Here is a 22965-nt window from a genome sequence, read left to right as displayed (position 1 = left end):
GGCTCGAAATCTCTTAAGACTTATATAAATGACCGGAGAGACCGGGGGGCGGGCGAGATGGCGAGCGTCATGGTTTGACTTCCACCTTGCGCAGGCAATGCCTGAAAAGCCCGCTTCCCGCGCAAAGCAACGGCTTGATCAGGCCGCCAGCCGGTTTTTTTACTGTAGAATGAGGCCCGTGCAGGGGCGGCATGGGCAGATCATTCGACATAGCGATCATCGGCGCCGGCGTCGGCGGGCTTGCGGCGGCGACCTTGCTTCGCCGCGCTGGCCATCGCGTCGTCGTCTACGAACGCTTCGCCGCCGCGCGTCCGATCGGCTCCGGCCTGATGCTGCAGCCAACCGGCCTTGCTGCGCTCGAGCGGCTCGGCCTGCGCGCCTCCATCGAAGCGCTCGGCGCGCGCATCGATAGATTGCACGGGCTCAACGCGCGCGGCGGCCTCGTCTTCGATCTGAATTATGCCGATCTCGACCCGGCTTTTTACGCGATAGGCATCCATCGCACCGCGCTGCACGCCGCCCTTTGGGGAGCGTTCGCCGAGAGCGGCGCGGCCATTGAAACCGGCTGGACGATCGTCGACATCGGGACCGGCGCCGACGGGCGCGCGCGCCTCATCGACGACGGGGGACGCACATCGCCTGGCTTCGAACTTATCGTCGACGCTTCCGGCGCGCGATCGTCGCTGCGCCGGCTGGCGACGCAGAGCAAAGCGCGGCCATTCGCCTATGGCGCCGTATGGGCCAGCATTCCCGACCTCGCCGTTGCGCCTGCGACCCTCGCCCAACGTTATGTCGCGGCCAGGATCATGATCGGCCATCTGCCGGTCGGCCGCATCAGCGCCGATTCGGCCCCGCTCGCTGCTTTTTTCTGGAGTCTGAAGCCCGCCGAACATCCGGCCTGGCGAACGGGATTTGACGATTGGCGCAAGCAGGTCGCACAGCTCTGGCCGGCGCTGGCGCCGGTCGTCGCCCCATTGGGCCCCGACGATTTCACGCTCGCGACCTACATGCAATTCACCGCGCGACGCCCTTTCCGCGGGCCCCTCGCGCTGATCGGCGACGCCGCGCATGCGACATCGCCGCAGCTTGGCCAGGGCGCCAATAGCGCGCTGCTCGACGCGCTGGCGCTTGGCGACGCGCTCGATGCAACCGGCGATATGGCGCAAGCGCTCGATCTCTATGCGCGCCTTCGGCGCAAGCATGTGCGATTTTATCAATTCGCCAGCGCGGCGATGACGCCGTTCTTCCAGTCCGATTCGCGGCTTCTGGCCGAGGTCCGCGATCTTGCCTTTCATCGATTGAAAATCATTCCCTGGCTGCGCCGCGAAATGCTGCGCACGCTCGCCGGCCTGAAGACGGGCCTCGTGGCGAGCGCGACGCCCGGAGAGCTGGCGGGAACAGCGCGCGCGGCGTCGAATGTAGGCGTTGACGCGCTTGTTCCGATGGGATGAGACTGACGCGATGACCGTCTATAACCGCATCGCCGCGCAGGACCTTGGCCGCATCGCCGCGCTCAGCGACGGCATTTTCGCTTTTGCGATGACCGTGCTGGTGCTTGAGATTCATATTCCCGAGAGCGCCGACATTCATTCGGAAGCCCAGCTATGGGCCGGCCTCGCGGCGCTCGCGCCGCGGATCGTCACCTGGCTGCTCAGCCTGATGACGCTCGGGATTTTCTGGGTCGGACAGCAGACCCATCTCAATCACGTCGCGCACGCCGATCGCGATCTGACCTGGCTGAACTACCTCTTTCTGACTTTCGTAACGGCGCTCCCATTCTCGACGCGATTGCTCGCCGAATTCATCGGCTATGAAACAGCGTTCATTGTTTACTGGTTCAACATTCTTCTTTGCGGCCTCAGCATCCTCGCTTGCGTGATCTATGCCGAGCGCGCCGGCCTCATCAAGGCGGATGCGCCCGCGCACTTCTCGCAAGCCTATCGGCGCCGCGTCATTGTGGCGCAGGCGCTTTATGCCTTGGGCGCGGCGCTCGGCCTGATCAGCATCCCGCTCGGCATCGGCTTCATCGTGCTCGTGCAGCTCAATTATGCGATCGCGCCGCGCCTGCCGGTCCTGTTCAAGCTGTGAAGACGAGGCGCCGCGCCCGCTGGCGTTCATGCGGCCGGAGAATTAGGGTGCCGATCGTCGTTGGGGCCCTGGCTTATCTTCATGTCGCCGTCCGACAACAATTTTAAAGCAAACCCTGCCGAACGCTGGCTGCGGTCCCAAGCGGCCTTGTTCCTCGCAGAGCCGAGCGGTTATCTCGCGCTGCTCGGCGTTGGCCTCATCTATGCGCTCTTGTTGTCGCTATTGTTTTTCGAGAACGGACTGGAGCCGCCCCTCGCGCCTGAGACGATCGAGACGCCCATCGAAATCGTGATGGAGCCGCCGCCCCAAAAAGAGCCCGACAAGCCGCCGGCGAAACCCGAGCCGCAACCCACGGCGCAGCCGCCCCTCGAAGAACCCGCGACCGACGCGCCGCGCGCCGCCAACAGTCAAAAGAGCGAAATCGAGGGCCCCGATAAGCCCGCGAAGGCCCCGCCTGCGCCGGAGCCGGCGAAGCCGCCCAGCCCCGATCCTGGCGAGGCGGCCGGGCCGCCGCGGGACGGCGCGCCTCAGGCCAAGGAAGCCTCGGCCGAACCTGCTTTGGACAAACCTGCCGACGAGACGCGCCCGGCAACCGAATTGAATAGCGAAAAATCGGACCAACAGCAGGCGCGGGCGGATGCCGACGCCCAAACGGAAAAGTCTCAGACGTCAAACGCCTTTCAGCTTCCCACCTTTGAATCGGTGCCGGAGGTCGATTTCGGCGGCGCGGCCAAACAAACGCCGGTCGCCGGCGGCCAGGCCAAGGCGACCTATCTGTCGATCCTCTACGGGATGATCATGCCCCACATGCGCTTCGCCTCCGCCGTCCGCCCCAAATCCGGGAAATATGAGGGAACGATCGTCTTCAGCGTCGATGGAACGGGCAATCTCCTGCAACGGCGGGTCGTTCGCGAAAGCGGATCGCGCGAAATCGACGCGGCGGCTCTCGAGGCGATCAGCCAGGCATCGCCGTTTCCGCCGCCGCCGCGCGGCGCGCCGCTTGAAATGAGGTTTAGCTACGGCGCCAAATGAACTTAGGGGATTGCGCGCTAGGCCGCTTCGAGCCCCACCGCATCGAGCGCCGCTTTCTGGCGCGCGGCGATTTCCTCGACCTTGAAGCCTTCGATCGCCTCTTCGAACAAGCGATGAAAATTCAGTTCGGCGCGAAGGCGCAGGAAAGCGCCGCCAAGGCCGATGGCGGCGCGGTCCATGAAGACGAATTCGCGCGGCACTTTGAGCGGCCCCTGGGCCTTGAGCGCGCGCGCCACCGCGAAAGCTTCGCGGCGGCCATATTCGCCGGGCTTGACGCCGTCGGCGATGGTGCGCACGCGGTCCTCGACCAGCGGGCCATAGATGAAGCGCGCCCAGATATTCAGCGCCGCGATCGTCTCGCGCGACAGGTTTTTAAAGCCCCATATTTCATAGGCGTGAACCACGCGCGTCTCATCGCTGAATTTGAGACCTTCGTAGAGTTCGACGACGCCGCCGACGAAACTGGCGGGAAAGATGCGGATGCAGCCATAGTCGAAGAGATTGACGCCCTCGACACGCCGGCTGTCCCCTTGTCCCGTGCTGACGACCGAATAATTGCCCAGATGCGGATCGCCGTGAATGATTCCAAAATGCGAGAACGGCCGCCACCAGGCGTCGAACAAGGCCATCGCCACCGTATTGCGCGCGTCCGCCGGCGCATCCTCAAAATCCATCAGTTTGTCGCCGTCCAGCCATTCCATCGTCAGCAGGCGCCGGGTGGAAAGTTCGCCGAAGATGCGCGGCACGCGCACCAGCGGCCGACCGGCGAGCATCGCCTGATAGAGCCGCGCGAGCTTGGCCTCGCGGCTGTAGTCGAGCTCCTCGCGAACGCGCGCGCCGATCTCGCGTGCGATCTCGCGCGTATCGATCGCCGGTCCCATGCGGCGGTGGATCGAGAACAGCAGATCGAGCTGGACGAGATCGGCTTCGACCGTGGAGGCCATATCGGGATATTGCAGCTTGCAGGCAAGGCGCTCGCCGCCGAGGCTTGTGGCGCGATGCACCTGGCCCAATGAAGCGGCGGCGGCGGGAGCCAGATCGAACTCCGCAAAGCGCCGGCGCCAATCGACGCCAAGTTCGGCCTGCATGCGGCGCTTGACGAAAGCCGCGCCCATCGGCGGCGCCTGCGATTGCAGCTTCATCAATTCTTCGGCGTAGTCGGCCGGCAACGCTTCGGGAATGGTCGCCATCATCTGGGCGACTTTCATCAACGGCCCCTTGAGCGAGCCAAGCGAGCGCGCCAAGGCCTGCGCATCGCCGCCGCGCGCGCCGGTCACCCGATTGGACGCCATGCGTGCGGCGAACGCGCCCGCGCTGACGCCGAGGCGCGCATAGCGCGAGGCGCGCGCGGAAAATCGATTGGCTTCGTCGTCCTGCATCAAAGCGGTCTCGGGTTGGCGTTGTTTCTAGTAGGAACAATCAGGCTTTATCGAGACCTCATTCCGCCATCGCGGCCAGAGCATCCAACAGCCGCTCGCGCGCTTCGACAAGGCCTTTATAGGCAAGCTGCACCGGCGTCAGCGCCGCGAGTTGATCATGCAAAGCGCGCGCCAGTTCGCGCCCGTGCGCATGGTCGCAGAAAGCGGCCGCAGGATCGACATGCACGCGCACCGTGAACAAGATATCGCCGCTGCGCGGCAGTCGGCGCAGGGTCTGACGCTCGACGCGGATATGCGCGTGAGAGACGGACTGGCCAGATGGAAACCGCTCGAGCGGATCCTGCTTTGACTTGTTGTAGCGCAGCCGCCCATCGCCATAGATCGACCAGTTGAACCGTTCCACCGGCTGTTCGACCTTGAGATTGTCGAAGATGCGGGCGACCATCCCGGCCATTTTGCCGGCATAGCCGGGCGCCGGAGCGTGAATGGCGTCCATTCCGCGCCCGAGCTTCTCGGCAAGCACCCATGTCGAGGGAAAGCATAAGGAGCCCGCGACAAGGCGCCAACCCTCCTCATGACGCCGCATCAGCAACAGGTCTTCCTGCACGAGGCGCGAAGCGGTCAGCAACGCCGGCTCGCCATCAAGCGCAATGAGACGATCGCCCGGCAGGATGCGCAGGGCGTTTCCCTCGCGCCGATACGTCTGGGGATAGCGCGCCGGCAAATGCGCCGCCAGCAATTCCAGAACCTCTCCCTGCCCGGCCTCGCTGCCGGCCAGCGCGTCAAACGCGGCGGCGCGCTCTTGCGCGAGAATGGCCTCCTTGAGCGCGAGTTGCGCCGGCAGGCGTTCATCCTGTTCGATCCATTGGGCGAGATCGATCGGCGCAAGTCCGATCGAAAACGGCGATTTGCCGGAAGCATAGGGCGTGTGGAGGAAGGGCATGATGGGTTGAACGCCTATTCCGTTCTGATCGCCGATCGAGCGCCGTCTGGCGTCGCTGGGGCTTCCGCGAAATAGGCGATCACAGGGATGCCATGGAAGGTCTCCGATGCGCCGGCCTGCATGCCGATCTTCTCGGCCACGCGGATCGAGCGACGATTGCCCGGCTCGATCATCGCGACGATCCGGCTAAGCCGCAGGGTCGAGAAGCCATAATCCAGCCAGGCCTTGGCCGCCTCCGCCGCATAGCCCCGCCCCCATTGGTCGCGGCGCAGGCGATAGCCGATCTCGGTCCGGCCGTCGGCAAGAACCTCCAGGCCGCATTGCCCGACGATGTCCCCATCGCACCGGCGAAGAACCGCATACATGGCGAACCCATGCGCGCTCTGATGCCGAATGCCGTGCTCAATCCAGCCGGCGGTATCGGCCACGCTTTGATGGGCGCCCGCGACGCTGAAACGCATCACGTGGGGATCGCCGAGAGTCTCGAAGAGCGCGACGGCGTCCGCCGGAATGATCGGACGCATCGTCAAACGCGGAGTGTTCAATTCCAACCGGCGTTCGGGCATGCGATCGTGGGTCCCAGGATCGTTGAAGCGACCGCTAATCCATCCCCTCCAGCTCGACGATCATCCGCTCGATCAGCGACAGGCCGATCTGCCAAAAGGCGGGATCGCGGGCGTCGAGGCCAAAGGGGGCGAGCAGTTCGGCATGGTGCTTGGTGCCTCCGGCCGCCAGCATCGCGAGATAGCGTTCGGCGAAGCCTTCGCGCGAATTCTCATAGACGCCGTAAAGCGAATTCACCAGGCAATCGCCGAAGGCATAGGCGTAGACATAGAAGGGCGAATGAATGAAATGGCCGATATAGGCCCAATAGGTCTCATAGCCCGGCCCCAGCTTGATCGCCGGCCCGAGACTCTCGCCCTGCACGCTCATCCAGAGCTCGCCGATCCCCTGCGCGGTCAATTCGCCTTTCTTGCGCTCAGTATGCAGCTTGCGCTCGAAATTATAGAACGCGATCTGGCGCACCACGGTGTTGAGCATGTCCTCGACCTTCGAGGCGAGCATGGATTTGCGCAACGCGATATCAGTCGTCGAGGCGAGCAGCGCGCGGAAGGTCAGCATCTCGCCAAACACCGAGGCGGTCTCGGCCAAAGTCAAAGGCGTCGGCGCCATCAGCGCGCCATTGGGCGCCGCCAGCACCTGATGCACGCCATGGCCCAGTTCATGGGCGAGCGTCATCACGTCGCGCGGCTTGCCGAGATAATTGACGAGCACATAGGGATGCGCGGAGGGCGTGGTCGGATGGGCGAAGGCGCCCGGCGCCTTGCCCGGGCGCACCGGCGCGTCGATCCAGCCCTCGTCGAAAAAACGCCGCGCAATGTCGGACATGCGCGGAGAGAACCCGCGATAGGCGTCGAGCACGGTGTCGCGCGCGGCGTTCCAGGTGAACACCCGCTCAGGCGCGCTCGGTAACGGCGCGTTGCGATCCCAATGATTGAGCTGCTCCTTGCCAAACCAGCGCGCCTTCAGCTTGTAATAACGATGCGAGAGACGCGGAAAAGCGGCGGTGACGGCGGCGACCATCGCCTCGACCACTTCGCGCTCGACCCGATTGGCCAGGTGACGCGAATCGGCGATGTCCTCGAATTTGCGCCAGCGGTCGGAAACTTCCTTGTCCTTGGCGAGCGTATTGGAGATCAGCGTGAAAGTGCGCAAATTGGCGCCGAGCGTATCGCTGAGCGAAAGCGCGGCCGCCTCGCGCTTGTTCTCATCAGGGTCCTGCATTTTGGCGAGCAGGGGTTCGAGCGTCAGTTCCGCATCCTCGAATTTGAAGCGCAGCGAGGCGATCGTATCGTCGAACAATCGGTTCCAGGCCGCGGCGCCGCTCACCGATTTTTCCAGGAACAATTGCTCGATCTCGTCGGCGAGCTGATGCGGACGTTCTTTGCGGATGTCTTCGAGCCACGGGCGATAATGGCCCGTCAGCGGATTGGCCATGGCGGCGTCGATCAGTTTGTCGTCGAGCCGGTTGAGTTCGAGTTCGAAGAACAACAGATCACCGGCCAGGGCGGTCACTTTCTCCTGTGCGTCGCCATAAAATTTCGCGCGTGCGGGATCGCTGGTGTCGCCGGCGTAGACCAGACCGGCGTAAGACATGATTCGCCCGACCAGATCCTGGATGTCCTCATAGGCGCGCACCGCCAGTCCGAGCTTTTCTCCGGCCGCGGAATCTTTCGCGATCGCCTCGAGCCTGCCGCGATAGGTCTGCGCGAAAGCCTTCGCCTCCTCGCTCGCCCGCTGCAGATCGGCGGCGAACGCGGCCGAGTCGATGCCCGAATAAAGATCGTCCAGCCGCCATTCCGGCAGGGAACCGAGGTCCGGCGCGGCGGCGGCGCCCGAAGCGGCGGCCTGGCGGACGGCCCTGCTGGAAAAATCTGCGTGCTGGAACATTTCTTCGCCTCGCTTGGAATCTCAAGCCTATATCGTCCAGAGCGCGCGCGCATTCAATGGGCGACGCGCGCAGGGCGCGCCAAAATGGGACGCCATTAACACGGCATTTACTGCGATGGCGGACGATGGGTCGGCGAGCGGTTCAAATGAGGCCGCGTGACACGGGACTTTCATGGCCGCCTTGATCCTTATTGTCGACGACGATCCCATTCAGCGCCGGCTCCTCGAGGCCATGGTCCGGCGATTCGGCTATGAAGTGGAAACCGCCGAATCAGGGGAAGGCGCGCTGACGCGATTGGAATCCTCGGATCGCTCGCCGGTCGATCTCATCATTCTCGATCTGGTGATGCCCGATCTTGACGGCATGGGCGTGCTCGACCGCATGCGTCGGCGGGAAATCAAGGTTCCCGCCATCGTCCAGACGGCGCATGGCTCGATCGAGGCGGTGATCTCGGCGATGCGCGCCGGGGCGCTGGATTTCGTCGTCAAGCCCGTCGGGGCGGAACGGCTGCAAGTCTCCATCAAGAATGCGCTGCGCGTCGATGCGCTCGAAGACGAATTGCGCCGCGCGACGCGCCGCAGCGCCGGCGAGCTGACCTTTAGAGACATCGTCACCAAAGCGGAGAATATGGCGCGCGTCATCCGGCTGGCCGAGCGCGCCGCGAAATCGAACATTCCCGTGCTGATCGAGGGAGAATCTGGGGTCGGCAAGGAATTGATGGCGCGCGCCATCCAGGGCGGCTCGGAGCGGCGAGGCAAGACTTTTGTCACCGTCAATTGCGGCGCGTTGCCCGAAAACCTGATCGAATCCGTGCTGTTCGGCCATGAGAAGGGCGCTTTCACCGGCGCCACCGAAAAGCATGTCGGCAAATTCGCGGAAGCCAATGGCGGTACGCTGTTTCTGGACGAAATCGGCGAATTGCCGCTGGACGCCCAGGTCAAATTGCTGCGCGCCCTGCAGGAGGGCGAAATCGATCCGGTCGGCGCTAGACGGCCGGTCAAAGTCGATTTCCGGCTGGTCTCCGCGACCAACAAGAATCTCATCGATCTCGTCAAGCGCGGTAAGTTCCGCGAAGATCTGTTCTATCGCCTGAACGTCTTTCCGATCACGATTCCCCCGCTCAGGGCCCGCGCCAGCGACGTCGCCGATCTCGCCCGGCGCTTCACGGCGCGTTTTTGCGCCGAGGAAGGCAAGCGCATTCGCGGTCTTTCGAGCGAAGCCTACGCCCTGCTGAGCGCCTATGACTGGCCGGGCAACGTGCGCCAGTTGGAGAACGCGGTGTTTCGCGCGGTCGTGCTGGCCGACGGCGACGAACTGACGACCGCCGAATTTCCGCAAATCGCCGCCCAGGTCGAAGGTTTCGACGTCAGAATTCCACCGGTTCCCGCCGCCATTCAGCCCAGCCCAATGGCGCCGAGCCAGGAGGAAATGACGCATTTCGAGCCGCGCGATCCCAATCTCATGCGCCTCATCGACGACACCGGCGATGTGCGCAAGCTCTGGGACATCGAGGCGGAGGCCATCCGCTTCGCCCTCGCCCATTATCGCGGTCAAATGTCGCAGATGGCGCGCAAACTTGGCATAGGCCGCTCGACTCTTTATCGGAAAATGAAAGATATTGGCGTCGATGGCGACGTTTTGGGCGAAGATATCGACGATGCGGCGGCGTGAACCCCGTCCCGCCTCCATCCCCCGTCCGGACGATATGAAGCGACAAGACAACGCGGTAGATTGGCGCGCTGGCAAAGCAGACCGCTATTGTTATAGGGTATCGTACGGGGCTGTTTCATGACACGGCAAGGCAAGTCGTTTGGGTTGGCGTCAGTCTGCGTCGCGGCGGTGCTGGGCTTTTGTTTGCACGGTCCGGTAGCGCATGCGGACGAAACGGCCGCCCCGACGCCCCCCGTCGCAATCGACATGACGCCGACTGGCGCGTTGAGAACTTCGCCAACGGAAGCGCCTTCGGTCGGCGCTCCGCCTGCGGGGGATGAAGGCGTTTCTGCGGGAAGCGTTCAACGGCAGGCTGACCAGGCCAGCGCGCCGTTCCAGCCAGAATTGCCGCCCGACGCCGCCAATGAGCCGTCGACAATCCTCGCCCCTTCTTCGATCGCATCGTCGGCTCAGCAATCCTCGCCCGAAAAGCCGGGCGGCGACGGGCCGGTCGCCAAATTGAACGACGAAACGGCGCCAGCGGCGGCGCATAGCGTCGATGCGCCGGTTCTCGCGCCCTCGATGTCGGCGGCGGCGCAACCGGGCGATCTCAGCTCGACCGGCGCTTCGGCGACGGAAATCGAGGCGGCGGTCGAGGCGATGCTCAAGCAGGACGTAAAAGCCGCGCCGACTGGCGTTCGCGACACGCGCGCCGCGCGCCTGGCGGTCGGCGTTTTCTATTTCGAGCGCGCCTATGCGCCTTTATGGACCAATGAGGACGGCTTCACGCCGCACGCGCGCGCCGCGATCGCGCGCCTACGCCGCGCACGGGAAGACGGCCTCGATCTGTCCGCCTTCGCCATCCCCTCTGGCGACGGCAAAGGCGACACCGCGGCGCAACGCGCCCAGGCTGACGTCATGCTGTCGCAAGCCATCATCTTTTATGCCGTGCAGGCGAGCGGCGGCCGCATCCAGCCCAGCAGCCTATCGCCGCAAATCACCGCCAAGCCCGATGTCGCCGAACCGTTCAAGGCGCTCGCGCTGGTCGCCGCCGCCAACGATCCGGACGCCGCGCTTGAAGATTTCAATCCGCCGCAAAAGGGCTATCGCGATCTTCGCGACAAGCTCGCCCAGTTGCGCGCCGACAACGCGCCCGTCGCGAGGATTCCGACCGGCCCCATGCTCAAGATCGGCATGGTCGATCCGCGCGTGCCGCTCATCCGCACGCGTTTCGGGCTCGATGCGCTCGCCGAGGGGCAGGCGTCAGGCGCGCTCGTCTATGATGCGCAAGTCGCCGCGCTGGTAGCTGATTTCCAGCGCGCCAATGGCCTGCCGCCATCGGGCCTGCTGACGGCCAACACCGTGCAGGCCTTGTCGGGCGGCGCTTCTTCCCGACAAGAGGCGGACATCCTCGCCAACATGGAGATGTGGCGCTGGGAGCCGCGCGACATGGGCGAAGAGCGCGTGGAGGTCAATGTCCCCGACTTCACGCTGAAAGTCACGCAAGGCGACGAGGTCATTCACCGGGCGCGCGTGATTGTCGGCAAGCCGACCACGCCAACGGCGATTTTTTCAAACCAGATCAAATATCTGCTGGTCAATCCGGCTTGGAACGTGCCGATATCCATCATCAAAAAAGAGATGATGCCCAAGCTCGCCGCCGATCCCGATTATCTCACGCGCGCGGGCTTCGAAGTGACGGAGAAAAACGGCATATTGACGGTGCGACAGCCGCCCGGCGAGCGCAATGCGCTGGGTCATATCCTGTTCATGTTCCCAAACGAGCACTCGATCTATCTGCACGACACGCCGGCGCGCGGCATGTTCACCGCGCAGCGCCGCGCCTTCAGTCACGGCTGCGTGCGCGTCGACGATCCGATGCGCCTGGGCGAACTGGTGATGGGCGGCGCCGAAGCCGGTTGGACGCAGGCGCGCTTGCGTTCGCTCGTGGGCAATACCGAGCGGACCATCTTTCTGCCGCGCCCGCTCGCCATCCACATCGAATATTTCACCGCATTCGTCGACGATTCCGGCGCATTGCAAACGCGTGAAGACATTTACGGCTTTACGCGCCAGGTTGAGGCCGCGCTTGGCCTTGAAATCCAGGGTTGAATCAAGGGCCCTGAAACGGTAAAGCACGCGTCGCTGGCGTTCCCGGCGTTTTTTTGCCATGATGTGTCTTTGGCGACACAGGCCAAAAGTCATAGGGGTGGCGTTTCGCCTCGAAAGCTTCTCGATCTGGAGGCTTGAAGGGAAACGTCGTGTGGCTTTCGAGTCTTGCGGAAGGGACGATTTTGCCGGCGCTAAAAACTTTCGACGTTTCAAAATTTGGAAGATCGACCCTCGCAAGAGCGCTCGTTGCGCCGCTGCTTTTGTGTCTGGGGTTTGCGTCGAACTCAACGGAATCGGCGATCGCCAATGGCGAGACGCGCACGATCAACCTCTCGGACTCGCATACCAACGAAGCCGGCTCGTTCACCTACATGGTCAACGGCGTCTATGATTCCTCCGTCCTGGAGAAACTCAACTGGTTCATGCGCGACTGGCGGCATGACGAAAAAATAAACATCGATCCCAAACTGTTCGACATCGTCTGGGAAGTCTATCGCGAATCGGGATCGAGCCAGCCGGTCGACGTGCTTTCGGGCTATCGCTCGCCAGAGACCAACGCGATGTTGCGCCGCCGTTCGCGGCAGGTCGCCGAACATTCGCAGCATATGCTGGGCAAGGCGATGGACGCCCATTTCCTCGATGTTCCTACCGCCAAAATCCGTGACATCGCGATGCGCCTGCAATCGGGCGGCGTCGGCTTTTATCCGACCGGCAATACGCCCTGGGTTCATCTAGACTCGGGTTCCGTGCGCTACTGGCCGCGCATGGGCCACGACCAGATCGCGCGGCTTTTCCCGGACGGCAAAACCGTTTTTATCCCGTCAGACGGCGTACCGCTCCCCGGCTACCAGCAGGCGGCGGCCGAAATCGAGGCGCGCGGCGGCGCCGTCTATGCGGCTTCGGCCGAATCGGGCGGACCGAAGGGCCTGTTCGCGATGCTGTTTGGCGGCGGCGAGGACGATGCGGAAGAAAGCTCGCCGCACGGCAACGCTCTCATTGCGACGGCGACGCCCCCCGCAAGCAGCCGCAGCGGCGGCGGCGCGCAAACCTTCTTTGCGACGCAATACCAAGTCGCCAGCGGCGCGCCTGACGCGATCAGCCGAGCCAAGCACGATCTGCCGCATGGCGAGACTTATATGACGGCGCCCGATAGCGCGCCGACCGCCGCGATCGCCGCCGCCTCGCAAAAACCCCAACTTGTCGCGTCGCTCGGACAGCCCGGCGACGCCGGCGCCACGGATGCGCAAGGCGCGACGGCGGCGCAACGGGTTGCGCCGATGCCTCCGCGCCGGCCAAGCGACCCGGAGCTCGCAATGGCCAACGCGCCGACGCCGCCCGCGCGCCCTGTCGAATTCGCTTCGTTGCAGGCGATCGCGCCTAATGCGTCGCTGACGCGTTCGCTCGGGCCGATCCCCTCCGACGCTGCCACGCATAAGAATGATCTGATCGCTGCGCTGCTGGCGCGCAAACTGCCCGGCGTCATTACGCGAGGCGCGGACGGCGTCATTCCGGCCGGCGCGCTCGCTTTGGCCGAAGTCCCCGAACCGGTCGCGCGTCCCGCCTCGCTCGCCAGGGCCGCTGCGCTTTCCGCCACCCTGCCGCTCACGGGTTCGCAACCGCTCTCGCCCCTCGCGCGCGCCGCCTTGCTCTCGGCGCCGCTCCCGCCGGCTCGCACCCTGCTTAAGACAATCCTCGTCGCCGCCAGGATCGACCGATCCAATTTTACCGTGATGACCGCTGCGCCGGCGAAAACTCAAAGTCAGGAGAACGCTGCCGCCCGCATCGTTCCGGCTGCGCCCGGCGCTCGTCCCGATGTGCTTCTGGCGATGGCGATGTTGGCGCCCAATGTCGAGGCGCCGGCAGCCTTCGCAAAACAGCCTTACGGCGATCTGCGCGCAGACGCTTTCACAGGCCCTGCGATAAAGCCGCTCAACGAAGTAGCGACAGCGGACCTGCGCGGCTCATCACAATAAGACGCTTGCCGCGATATCGCTGAAGTCCCGCCTCATCGGAACTCTGCGGTTAAATCCCTCTCCGACCTGTCGGCTTGCTGTTCGCAGCCGCTGCGGCGAGAGAGTGCCTCGTCGAGTTGGTTTGTGGGACCGATCGTCGCGCCGACGCGCTCCGCACAGCTCACGAGCCAGCAAATTCGGAAGCGACCGAAACCGTCCGGCCTGTAAAGCGAATGACAAAAAACCGGCGAGCGCGGATTGCGCGCTCGCCGGCGTGTGAGTTTCCCACAAGATTCGTGTAGCGCGCCTTGGCTTCCCTTTATTCTTTGTCGACCGCCCAGGGGCCGGCGCCCGCCGCGGCCAGATAGAGGAAGATGAAGCAGAAGAGAATCGCGGCGTCGCCGCCGTTCAGGGCCGGAAAAAATCCATGCGGGAAATGAGCCATGAAATAGGCCGCGGCCGTGAAGCCCGAAAGGATGAAAGCGGCGGGGCGGGTCAGGAAACCGACCAGAATGAGCAGACCGCCGACCAATTCGATCGCCCCGGTTACGTAGAATAGCGAGCCCAGCATCGGTTGCATCGCCGACAAATCGGGAAAGCCAAGAATTTTGCCCGTTCCGTGATCGAGCAACACCAGGCCGGTCACGATACGCAGAACCGCGTGCAACGTCGGCGTAAAGGATCGCGGGATAATCGTGAAGTTCATGACAGACATGCCTTTCTTGGCGCGACTTGACGCCCCTTAAGATGATCTTCCAGCGCATTGATCGTCGTTCGCCGGGCTAAATTACGACAGGACGATGCACTCAAACGTTGCCCGTTTTTTAACGGACTCGCCATAGTCGATATAGTTATATATTATAACTATATCGACTGGATCAACGCGCCTCTTACGACGCGGCCGATAACATTAGCGTGACCCTCGCCTCAGATGATCTTGGCGATCTGGTCGAACGAGAAGCGCGGGCTGCGCGGGAACAGCTTAGAATGATCGCCATAACCGATGTTGATCAGCACGTTCGACTTGAAGCGCCCGTCGGGGAAGAATTCCGCATCGACTTTGGCGTTGTCGAAGCCCGTCATCGGACCCGTGTCGAGGCCGACCGCGCGCAGGGCGAGAATGAGATAGGCGACCTGCAACGTGCCGTTCTGGAATGCGCTGCGGGTTGCGAAGGCTTCATTGCCCTCAAACCACGGCCTGACATCGAAATGCGGCATCAGATACGGCGCATGTTCGAAGAATTTGACGTCATAAGCCGTCAGCGCGACGACGGGCGCAGCCATGGTCTTGGCGAGATTGCCCTCCATGAGAGCGGGGCGGAGCCGCTCCTTGGCCGCGGCTGAACGCAAGAATACGATGCGAAGCGGCGACTGGTTGGCGCTGGTCGGGCCGATCTTGGCGATATCGACCGCCTCGCGCAGCAAATCGTCGGAAACGGGGCGGTCCAGATAGGCGTTATGGGTGCGCGCCTCGGTAAAAATCTGGGCGAGGGCGGCGGAGTCGATTTTTTTGTGATCGGTCATTGGTTTCTCCTTCGCGCACACAGATGATTTGTTTAAGGCATCATTGCAACTGGTAAAATTATGTTAGTATCCATCGGTATGGATGATGGATAGCCGAGGCAAACCATGATTGACCCGCTTACGCTCGACCAGATGAGAATCCTTGTCGCTGTCGCGGAAACCGGCAGTTTTTCGGCGGCCGCGCGGCGGCTGGGCCGGGTGCAATCGGCTGTCAGCCAGGCCGTCAATACGCTCGAACACGTGCTGGGGATTCCGCTTTTCGATCGCGCCGGCAAAACGCCGATCCTCACCGGCGCCGGGGCCATCATCGTGAAGGACGCCCTGCGCCTGATCGAGGGCGCCCGCACCATGAAAGCGCGCGCCGCCAGCATCATGGGCGATGTCGAGCCGGAACTCACGCTGGCGGTGGACGCCATTTTCCCCAACGACCTGCTGATGGGCAGCCTCAAGGCGCTCAGCGGCGAATTTCCACAAATGCCCGTTTCAGTGTTCACCGAAGGGCTTGGCGGCGCCGAACAGCGCTTACGCGACGGATTGGTGCGATTCGCCATTTACCCGATCGACGCCACCGGCGCGCGCGATCTGGCCGCGGACTTTCTGACCGAAATCGCCCTGATCCCGGTTGTGGCCGCCGATCATCCGCTGGCGCGCGAGACAGCGCCGATCGCGCGCGAGACGCTTGAGCCGCATGTCCAGCTTGTCCTGACCGACCGCACGCCATTGACCCACAACATCGGCGGCGGCATCGTCAGCCACCACATCTGGCGCTTCGCCGATCTGGCGACGCGGCTCGAATTCCTGCTCGCCGGTTTTGGCTGGTGCAATATGCCCGCCCATATGGTCGCCGATCATATCGCCGCAGGCCGGCTGAAGCGGCTTGAAACGGCCGAGCGCGACGCCATCGAATTCCGTGTCCATGTGGTGCATGAGCGCGGTCGCGAAATCGGCCGCGCCGGACGCTGGCTCATCGCCGATTTGCGCGAACGCATGAACGGGCCCGCATGCGAGAGTCAGCGGCAAAGGCTCGAAAGCCAGGGTTTGGTCGACCCCCACCATCCCGCCCGCGACCGCGTTCACAGATCCGCGCGCCATGCGGTCGCGTCGAACCTGGTCGCGCACGATGATCTTGTCCCGGCTTTGGCGGACAATCCGACAAGCTAGCGACGCAGCTTTCCCGCATAGGCCCGACGTCAACGCGCGGCGATTGTTCGTGGCGTCGTCACAAACAGTCGCTTTCGTAAGTTCCGCCCACCTCGGTCAGAAGGCCCGCCGCATCGGCGCGCCACAACACACGAATGGTCTTCTTGCAAATCAGCCCATTCCAAATGAAGGCGCTCGCGTTCGAATCCTCGCGTCGCCGCCATTCGGGCGAGAAGCCTTCGCTGGCAAGATAGAGGATCAAGGTTTCCTCATCAGTCCCGATCGGAAAACGCTCGCGCAATCGGGCGTCGAGCTCCTGGCTGAAGTCGGGCTCGTCGCCCGGCAAGGTCGCCACGATGCCGGGCAGAGGACGAAAGCCGCCGGTCTTGCGTCCAACCGCGAAAGACACAGCCATCAAGACGAGCGTGACGACGGGCCATGTGAGGTTGCGCATGAGACTCGTTCCATCGCGGCGCAGCCCGCAGGGAGAGATGGCGCGGCGAAGAACCAGCGCATGACGGCAAGACCAGCCAAGGCGCCGACAAGCTGCGCGATGATAAACATCGGCGCATCAGAAGGCGATATGCCGGAAAAACTTGCTGTAAACGCGCGGGCGATAGTGATGGCGGGATTGGCGAAAGACGTGGACGCAGTGAACCAATAGGCGGCTGTGATGTAAAGACCGACCGTCGCTGGAATCGCCTCGCTCTTGAAACGCGACACGGCGAGAATGGCGACGATCAGGCCGAAGGTGGCGATAAATTCCGAAAACCATTGCGCCGGGCCGGTGCGCGCCTTGATCGCGAGTTCGAACAGCGGCAGTTCGAACATGCCATGCGCGACGAGCGTTCCCACGCAACCGCCGACAATCTGCGCGACAGCATAAGGGATGAACTCCCGCCGTGGCTGCTCTTTGCACAGCCACATCGCCAACGAAACCGCGGGGTTGAAATGCGCGCCCGAGATTGGCCCGAACACAAGGATCAGCACCGCCAGAATCGCGCCGGTTGGCAGCGTATTGCCAAGCAGCGCGAGGGCGACATTGCCGCCGGCAAGCCTCTCGCCCATGATGCCCGAGCCGACCACTGTGGCGACGAGCAAACCGGTCCCCAGGCATTCGGCGGCGAGGCGTCGGGTCACGGAAAAGATCACGCCGTCGCCACGCGCCGCCCTTGGTCGTCGATCACGCGCTCGCCATCCTCCTTGATGAATTGTCCGCGCTGGGGCGGCAGCAGATCGAGGACTTGCTCGGAGGGGCGGCACAGGCGCACGCCTTCGGGCGTGACGACGAGCGGGCGGTTCATCAGGATCGGATGGGCGCCGATCGCGCTAAGCAACGCATCGTCGCTGAGGGCCGGATCGCCGAGCCCGAGATCGTGGAAAGGCGTATCCTTCTCGCGCAGGACCTGGCGCACGGTCAGGCCGGCGCGCACGAGCAATTGCGCCAGCAGCAAACGCGTTGGCGGGCATTTCAGATATTCGATGATATGCGGCTCGACGCCGGCGTTACGGATCATCGCGAGCGTATTGCGCGATGTTTCACAGGCGGGTTTGTGGTAGATGATCACATCCATTACGCGACCTCCGGCCGATGGCAAGGAGTGAGATCGGCGATCAGGGGCGCGCATAGATCGGCGCGGCCGCCGCAGCAATCTTTGAGCAGGAACAGCGCGACCTCGCGAAAGCGATCGAGATCGACGCGGTAAATAATGGAGCGGCTCTGTCGTTCGCCAACAATCAGCCCCGCCCGCGCAAGAACCGCCAGATGCGCCGACATAGTGTTTTGCGGCGCCCCGATCAGACGCGCCAGTTCACCGGCCGGAACGCCGTCGGGCTCGCGCCTGACCAGCAGCCGGAACGTGTCGAGCCGGGTTGGCTGAGCCAGCGCCGCGAGAGCGGCAATCGCCTCCATCGTATCCATATATCCAGACTTACAGATATTTATGAGCGTGGCAAGGCATTTCGCGCCCAAACGAAAAGCCCGCGCGGAGTTTTCCACGCGGGCCCATGTTTAGGAGAAATGCTGGCGAAGGCGTCGCTTTCCCTTTCGAATATACTCCCTCACGCCTCCGCTTCCCGTAGGCACGGTTCATCGTCGAGGGCATAATGTCTTTTGCGCAACGCGGCGAAGGCGACAATGGCCGCCGCGAAGGTGATCGTCGCGCAGATCAGCAGCGTCGTGTGAAAGGCGGCGCCATAGGCTTCGCTGAAGGCGGCCCTGGGAAGCGCCGGCGCCAGCCGCGCCGCTTCATCGAACGCTCCGCCGGCCACGACGAGCGCCAAGGCGCCGGCGTCGGCGGTCGGCGCCGATGGACCAAGAGCGCCGCCGACAAAGCCGGCCAGCGCCGCGCCGATCAGCGCGATAGCGATCGTCTCGCCGGCGACGCGCATCGTCCCGAATATCCCCGTCGCCATGCCGGCCCGTTCCGTCGGCACGACCGATATAGCAAGGTCGTCCATCAGACCCCACGGGAAGCCCGCTCCGACGCCGATGAGCAAGAGAGGCGGCGCAAAGGCCAGGGGAGTCGCCCCCGGCGCGATCATCGACAGCCAGACGATGCCCAGTCCCGAGAACACGAGGCCGATTCCAGCCAGAATGCCGGACGGGATCCAGCGCGCAATATGGCCGGCGATGAATGGCACGATCGCGACCGGCGCCGAAATCGGCAGCAGCATCAGCCCGGTCTGAAATTCATCGAGCCCCTCGACCCGAATGAAGCGCACGGGCAAGAGGATTAGGGGCACGACGAAGGAATAGGCGACGGCGATCGGCAACGCCTGCACGCCGACAAAGCGCGGATAGCGGAACAACGACAGATCGAGCATCGGCCGCTTCTGATTGTTCTCGATGACGATAAAGGCGGCCAATAATAACGCGGCCAATCCGAGAAGGACGATGACCAGCGGATCGCTCCAGCCGCGTTCCGGCCCTTCGATGATGCCGAAGGTGAGCGCAACGAGAGCGCCCGTAAAGCTCGCAGCGCCCAACCGGTCGATGCCCGTGGCGCCCGGGTCGCGCGATTCGCGCAGGCGCGGCGCGCCGACAGCGAGCACCGCGCCGCCCACGGCGGCTGAAGCAAAGAACAAAGCACGCCAACCCAACGATCCGATCAGCGCGCCGGCGATGAGAGGTCCGAAAGCAATGCCGATGCCAAAACCGCTGCCGATCAAGCCGAGCGCGCGCGTGCGCGCAGGCCCCTCATATTCCTGTGCGAGCGCGGCAAAGCCCGCCGATATGGCGATCGCGCCGCCACCCCCCTGCAAGCCGCGAAGCAGATCGAGCGTCAGCACATTCGGCGAGAATCCGATCGCCAAAGACGCCGCCGTAAAAGCGGTCAAACCCAGCTTGAACATCTTTTTGCGGCCGAATTGGTCCGCGAGCGCGCCGCCGAGCATCATCGTGCTGCCGATCGCCAGCATGAAAGCGTTGACGACCCAACTGAGCGCGGTGACGCCGCCGCCAAGAGCGCGGCCGATCGCCGGAATGGCGACGGCGGGACCTGTGAAAGAGATCGGAATCGTGATGGCGACGAGGAAGATCGCAGCGAGAATCAATCGCTTGTCGTTCGCCGCATCGGAGGATGCGTCGGTCATTGGATTTACCTTGGATTTGGGCGCGCAACGCAGGAAGGCGCGACGCAGGAGGAAGAGCGACGGTGGGCGCAGCCATAGCTTGAGGCCACGCATGGAGACGAAGATCGAGGTTCTATTCTGTAGTGATCGACACAGAAATAATAGCGCCTTGCGGTTTCCGGTCAAGCACTTTATGTGTCGATCGATACAGAAAATAAAAACCCATGATCGAAAGAGGACGTCCCCGCAGTTTCGAACGCTCCCACGCCTTGGAGAAGGCGATGGAGGTTTTTTGGGCGCGCGGCTATTCCGGCGCTTCGATCGCTGAATTGACGGCGGAGATGGGCATCAACTCGCCTTCGCTTTACGCCGCTTTCAGCTCGAAGGAGGCGTTGTTCCGCGAGGCCGTTTCTCTTTATCTCGCAACGGCCACTGCCGGCACGCTGAAAGCGCTCGAAGGCGATTTGTCGACGCGCGATTCGGTCGCCGCCATGCTTCTGGCCGCCGCCGAGGGCTGCACGGCGCCGGGCAAGCCGAAGGGTTGCCTCATCGTGCTGGGCGCCGCCAACGGCGGGCCGGACACTCAGGCGATGCAGCAGCATCTCTCCGACTGCAGGAAAGAAACGCCGAGGCGCATCCGCCGACGCCTGGAGCGCGGCGTCAAAGAAGGCGAATTGCCCGATGGCCTCGACCTTGACGGCATCGCCGCCTATTTCAGCACGATCATCAATGGCTTCTCGATCGAAGCGCGCGACGGCGCCACCATCGATGCGCTGCATCACATCGTCGGCCATGCGATGCTTGGCTGGGATGCGCTCACCGCGCCGCGCGCCGGACAATAAAAAGGCCCGCGCGGAACATTCCGCACGGGCCTTATCTCACAAATCGGTCGAAGGCTGATTAGTCCTTCTTGGCGCCCTTGTCGCGCGCCTTCAGGGCGGCGCCCAGAATGTCGCCCAGCGAAGCGCCGGAATCGGCCGACCCGTATTGGGCGATCGCTTCCTTCTCTTCGGCGACTTCGAGCGCCTTGATCGACACGGCGATCTTGCGGGCGCGCCGGTCGAACTGCGTGATGCGCGCATCGACCTTTTCGCCAACGGCGAAGCGCTCGGGGCGCTGATCGCCGCGGTCGCGGGCCAGTTCCGAACGCTTGATGAAGGCGGTCAGATCGGAATTGGCGATCTTGACTTCGATGCCGCCTTCCTTGACCTCGATCACTTCGCAGGTGACGACAAGACCCTTGCGCAATTCGCCAGAGCTGGCGTCGGCCGCGCCGTCGTCAGCCGCGGCGGGCTTCTTGGCGGCGAAAGGATCGCCTCCGAGCTGCTTGACGCCGAGCGAGATGCGCTCCTTCTCCATGTCGACGTCGAGCACTTTGGCGCGCACGATATCGCCCTTCTTGAAGTCCTCGATCACCTGCTCGCCCGGCTTGTTCCAGTCGAGATCGGACAGATGGACCATGCCGTCGACGTCGCCGTCGAGACCGATGAACAGACCGAATTCCGTCTTGTTCTTGACCTCGCCTTCGACTTCGGAGCCGATCGGGTGCTTCTCGGCGAAGGCCTCCCACGGATTTTGCAGAGTTTGCTTGAGGCCGAGCGAAATCCGGCGCTTGGCCGAATCGACTTCGAGCACCTGGACGTCGACTTCCTGGCTTGTCGCGATGATCTTGCCGGGATGGACGTTCTTCTTGGTCCAGGACATTTCGGAGACGTGGATGAGGCCCTCGATGCCCGGCTCCAGTTCAACGAACGCGCCGTAATCGGTGATGTTGGTCACGCGGCCCTTGAGACGCATGCCCAGCGCATATTTGGTCTCGATCGCCGCCCAGGGATCCTCGAGCAATTGCTTCATGCCGAGCGAAATGCGGTGCGTCTCATGGTTGATCTTGATGATCCGGACCTTGACCGTCTGACCGATGCTGAGCACTTCGGTCGGATGGTTGACGCGGCGCCAGGCTATGTCGGTGACATGCAGCAGGCCGTCGATGCCGCCCAGATCCACGAACGCGCCGTAATCGGTGATGTTTTTGACGGTGCCGTCGATGACCTGACCTTCGGCGAGGTTGGCGACGATCTCGTGACGCTGCTCGGCGCGGCTCTCTTCGAGCACGGTGCGGCGGGACACGACGATATTGCCGCGCCGGCGATCCATTTTCAGGATCTGGAACGGCTGCGGCACATTCATCAGCGGCGCGACGTCGCGCACGGGGCGAATGTCGACCTGGCTGCGCGGCAGGAACGCCACGGCGCCGTCAAGATCGACGGTGAAGCCGCCCTTGACCTGATTGAAGATGACGCCATCGACCTTTTCGTTCTTCTCGAAGGCCTGTTCGAGCTTGACCCAGCTCTCTTCGCGCCGCGCCTTGTCGCGCGAGATGACGGCCTCGCCGAGCGCGTTTTCGATACGCTCGAGATAGACCTCGACTTCGTCGCCGACGCCGGGCGCGGGATCGCGGCCGTGATTGGTGAATTCTTTGAGCGCGACGCGCCCCTCGGTCTTCAGACCGCAATCGATGATCGCCATGTCTTTTTCGATGGCGACGACCCGACCCTTGACGACGGACCCTTCAAAGGCCTCGTCCTCGCCATAGGTCTCATTCAATAAAGCGGAAAAATCCTCGCGCGACGGCGCGTAGGTATCAGTGGAAGCGGACATTCTTTCTCCTAAAGAGCCCCATGGGGCGGCGCCGGCGGGTTGGCGTTAAAGGGCGCTCCCGGTCGCCAGATAGAGCCGCGCGAGGCGACATCATCACCGCCAGGAGGCGGGCCGGCGCTTGGACCGGCGACGAGAGCAGGGTTTGTCGCGCCAGGCCGGGAAGCCGGACGCGCCGCTCATATAGATATAACGGCCATCGACAGCAAGGGAATTATGCGCATCGTCGATGTCGCGGCATCCCGTCAACTCACCGGCGCGCAGACGAGAAATATTCCCCTGCCGGGCGCCAGCGGAGCCTGCCACTCGATCTTCGAGTCGGTTCGCGCGCCATAAGTCTCGTAAAGCGCCGAGAGGATCACGTCAGCGACGGCGCCAAAATCGTCCGGGCTCGCGATATCGATCATGCGCTGATAATTCCCCTTGGAATCGTCGGTCGAGAAGCCAAGTTTCGCAAGGGCGGCG

20 protein-coding genes and 1 pseudogene are annotated in these 22965 nt (G+C 63.4%); 8 read left to right on the top strand and 13 right to left on the bottom strand.

Annotation, left to right across the window (positions count from 1 at the left end; all coding sequences use genetic code 11):
• Window positions 1-191 precede the first annotated feature (191 nt).
• From GSQ90_RS22540 to GSQ90_RS22530, 3 genes are all read left to right on the top strand, one after another.
• Window positions 192-1451 carry an NAD(P)/FAD-dependent oxidoreductase gene (locus GSQ90_RS22540; protein WP_158817119.1) on the top strand — a complete coding sequence of 420 codons (1260 nt, stop codon included), beginning with the start codon at window positions 192-194 and terminating at the stop codon, window positions 1449-1451.
• Between the two features lie 10 nt (window positions 1452-1461).
• On the top strand, window positions 1462-2088 hold the full coding sequence (locus GSQ90_RS22535) for a TMEM175 family protein (protein WP_158817118.1): 627 nt from the start codon (window positions 1462-1464) through the stop codon (window positions 2086-2088).
• Window positions 2089-2169: 81 nt separating this feature from the next.
• Window positions 2170-3120: an energy transducer TonB gene (locus GSQ90_RS22530; protein ID WP_158817117.1), complete on the top strand. Its 951-nt coding sequence runs from the start codon at window positions 2170-2172 to the stop codon at window positions 3118-3120.
• Window positions 3121-3137: 17 nt separating this feature from the next.
• Here the strand turns inward: GSQ90_RS22530 and GSQ90_RS22525 are convergent, their stop codons facing one another.
• The 4 genes and pseudogenes from GSQ90_RS22525 to GSQ90_RS22510 all read right to left on the bottom strand — a co-directional run bounded on the left by GSQ90_RS22525 (window position 3138) and on the right by GSQ90_RS22510 (window position 7893).
• Window positions 3138-4499 (bottom strand): AarF/ABC1/UbiB kinase family protein, encoded by a 1362-nt coding sequence (locus GSQ90_RS22525; RefSeq protein WP_158817116.1) that lies wholly within the window; start codon window positions 4497-4499, stop codon window positions 3138-3140.
• A gap of 217 nt (window positions 4500-4716) precedes the next feature.
• Window positions 4717-5442, bottom strand: a pseudogene (locus GSQ90_RS22520) (DUF3445 domain-containing protein); the annotation flags it as partial.
• A gap of 14 nt (window positions 5443-5456) precedes the next feature.
• Complete coding sequence (locus GSQ90_RS22515) at window positions 5457-5993, bottom strand: GNAT family N-acetyltransferase (protein WP_158817115.1); 537 nt, start codon at window positions 5991-5993, stop codon at window positions 5457-5459.
• A gap of 49 nt (window positions 5994-6042) precedes the next feature.
• On the bottom strand, window positions 6043-7893 hold the full coding sequence (locus tag GSQ90_RS22510; protein ID WP_158817114.1) for a M3 family oligoendopeptidase: 1851 nt from the start codon (window positions 7891-7893) through the stop codon (window positions 6043-6045).
• 172 nt (window positions 7894-8065) lie between these two features.
• Between GSQ90_RS22510 and GSQ90_RS22505 the strand changes: the two genes are divergently transcribed.
• The 3 genes from GSQ90_RS22505 to GSQ90_RS22495 all read left to right on the top strand — a co-directional run bounded on the left by GSQ90_RS22505 (window position 8066) and on the right by GSQ90_RS22495 (window position 13629).
• Entirely contained in the window at window positions 8066-9565 is a 1500-nt protein-coding gene (locus GSQ90_RS22505; RefSeq protein ID WP_158817113.1) for a sigma-54 dependent transcriptional regulator, read from the top strand.
• A gap of 117 nt (window positions 9566-9682) precedes the next feature.
• Window positions 9683-11656 (top strand): murein L,D-transpeptidase, encoded by a 1974-nt coding sequence (locus GSQ90_RS22500; protein WP_158817112.1) that lies wholly within the window; start codon window positions 9683-9685, stop codon window positions 11654-11656.
• Window positions 11657-11805: 149 nt separating this feature from the next.
• Window positions 11806-13629 (top strand): DUF882 domain-containing protein, encoded by a 1824-nt coding sequence (locus GSQ90_RS22495; protein ID WP_158817111.1) that lies wholly within the window; start codon window positions 11806-11808, stop codon window positions 13627-13629.
• A 298-nt stretch (window positions 13630-13927) separates the two neighbouring features.
• On the opposite strand, the gene GSQ90_RS22490 is transcribed toward GSQ90_RS22495, so the two are convergent.
• On the bottom strand, window positions 13928-14314 hold the full coding sequence (locus tag GSQ90_RS22490; RefSeq protein WP_158817366.1) for a DoxX family protein: 387 nt from the start codon (window positions 14312-14314) through the stop codon (window positions 13928-13930).
• A 221-nt stretch (window positions 14315-14535) separates the two neighbouring features.
• Complete coding sequence (locus tag GSQ90_RS22485) at window positions 14536-15132, bottom strand: malonic semialdehyde reductase (protein WP_158817110.1); 597 nt, start codon at window positions 15130-15132, stop codon at window positions 14536-14538.
• A gap of 105 nt (window positions 15133-15237) precedes the next feature.
• Here GSQ90_RS22485 and GSQ90_RS22480 point away from each other — a divergent pair, with 105 nt between their 5' ends.
• Window positions 15238-16293, top strand: coding sequence for a LysR family transcriptional regulator (locus tag GSQ90_RS22480; protein ID WP_158817109.1), 1056 nt, complete (start codon window positions 15238-15240; stop codon window positions 16291-16293).
• Between the two features lie 58 nt (window positions 16294-16351).
• Here the strand turns inward: GSQ90_RS22480 and GSQ90_RS22475 are convergent, their stop codons facing one another.
• From GSQ90_RS22475 to GSQ90_RS22455, 5 genes are all read right to left on the bottom strand, one after another.
• Complete coding sequence (locus GSQ90_RS22475; RefSeq protein WP_158817108.1) at window positions 16352-16726, bottom strand: hypothetical protein; 375 nt, start codon at window positions 16724-16726, stop codon at window positions 16352-16354.
• Window positions 16687-17421, bottom strand: coding sequence for an MIP/aquaporin family protein (locus GSQ90_RS22470; RefSeq protein ID WP_158817365.1), 735 nt, complete (start codon window positions 17419-17421; stop codon window positions 16687-16689). The genes GSQ90_RS22475 and GSQ90_RS22470 overlap by 40 nt, the downstream gene beginning before the upstream one ends.
• Entirely contained in the window at window positions 17421-17846 is a 426-nt protein-coding gene (gene arsC / locus GSQ90_RS22465; protein ID WP_158817107.1) for an arsenate reductase (glutaredoxin), read from the bottom strand. Before arsC ends, GSQ90_RS22470 begins: the two co-directional genes overlap by 1 nt.
• The gene (locus GSQ90_RS22460) at window positions 17846-18193 is read right to left on the bottom strand and encodes a helix-turn-helix transcriptional regulator (RefSeq protein ID WP_158817106.1); all 348 of its coding nucleotides are present in this window, start codon (window positions 18191-18193) and stop codon (window positions 17846-17848) included. Before GSQ90_RS22460 ends, arsC begins: the two co-directional genes overlap by 1 nt.
• A gap of 140 nt (window positions 18194-18333) precedes the next feature.
• Complete coding sequence (locus GSQ90_RS22455; protein ID WP_158817105.1) at window positions 18334-19866, bottom strand: MFS transporter; 1533 nt, start codon at window positions 19864-19866, stop codon at window positions 18334-18336.
• Between the two features lie 260 nt (window positions 19867-20126).
• Between GSQ90_RS22455 and GSQ90_RS22450 the strand changes: the two genes are divergently transcribed.
• On the top strand, window positions 20127-20687 hold the full coding sequence (locus GSQ90_RS22450; RefSeq protein WP_158817104.1) for a TetR/AcrR family transcriptional regulator: 561 nt from the start codon (window positions 20127-20129) through the stop codon (window positions 20685-20687).
• A 58-nt stretch (window positions 20688-20745) separates the two neighbouring features.
• Here GSQ90_RS22450 and rpsA read toward each other — a convergent pair whose 3' ends face one another.
• Together rpsA and GSQ90_RS22440 are read right to left on the bottom strand one after the other, a co-directional pair.
• Window positions 20746-22503, bottom strand: a complete 1758-nt coding sequence (rpsA, locus tag GSQ90_RS22445) for a 30S ribosomal protein S1 (RefSeq protein WP_158817103.1) — start codon at window positions 22501-22503, stop codon at window positions 20746-20748.
• 242 nt (window positions 22504-22745) lie between these two features.
• Entirely contained in the window at window positions 22746-22907 is a 162-nt protein-coding gene (locus GSQ90_RS22440; RefSeq protein WP_158817102.1) for a hypothetical protein, read from the bottom strand.
• Between the last annotated feature and the right edge of the window lie 58 nt (window positions 22908-22965).

Origin of the sequence: Methylocapsa sp. S129 (assembly GCF_009765995.1) — a bacterium.
In the GTDB taxonomy this organism is placed as follows: Bacteria; Pseudomonadota; Alphaproteobacteria; order Rhizobiales; family Beijerinckiaceae; genus Roseiarcus.
This window is presented reverse-complemented; position numbering and strand designations above follow the sequence as displayed.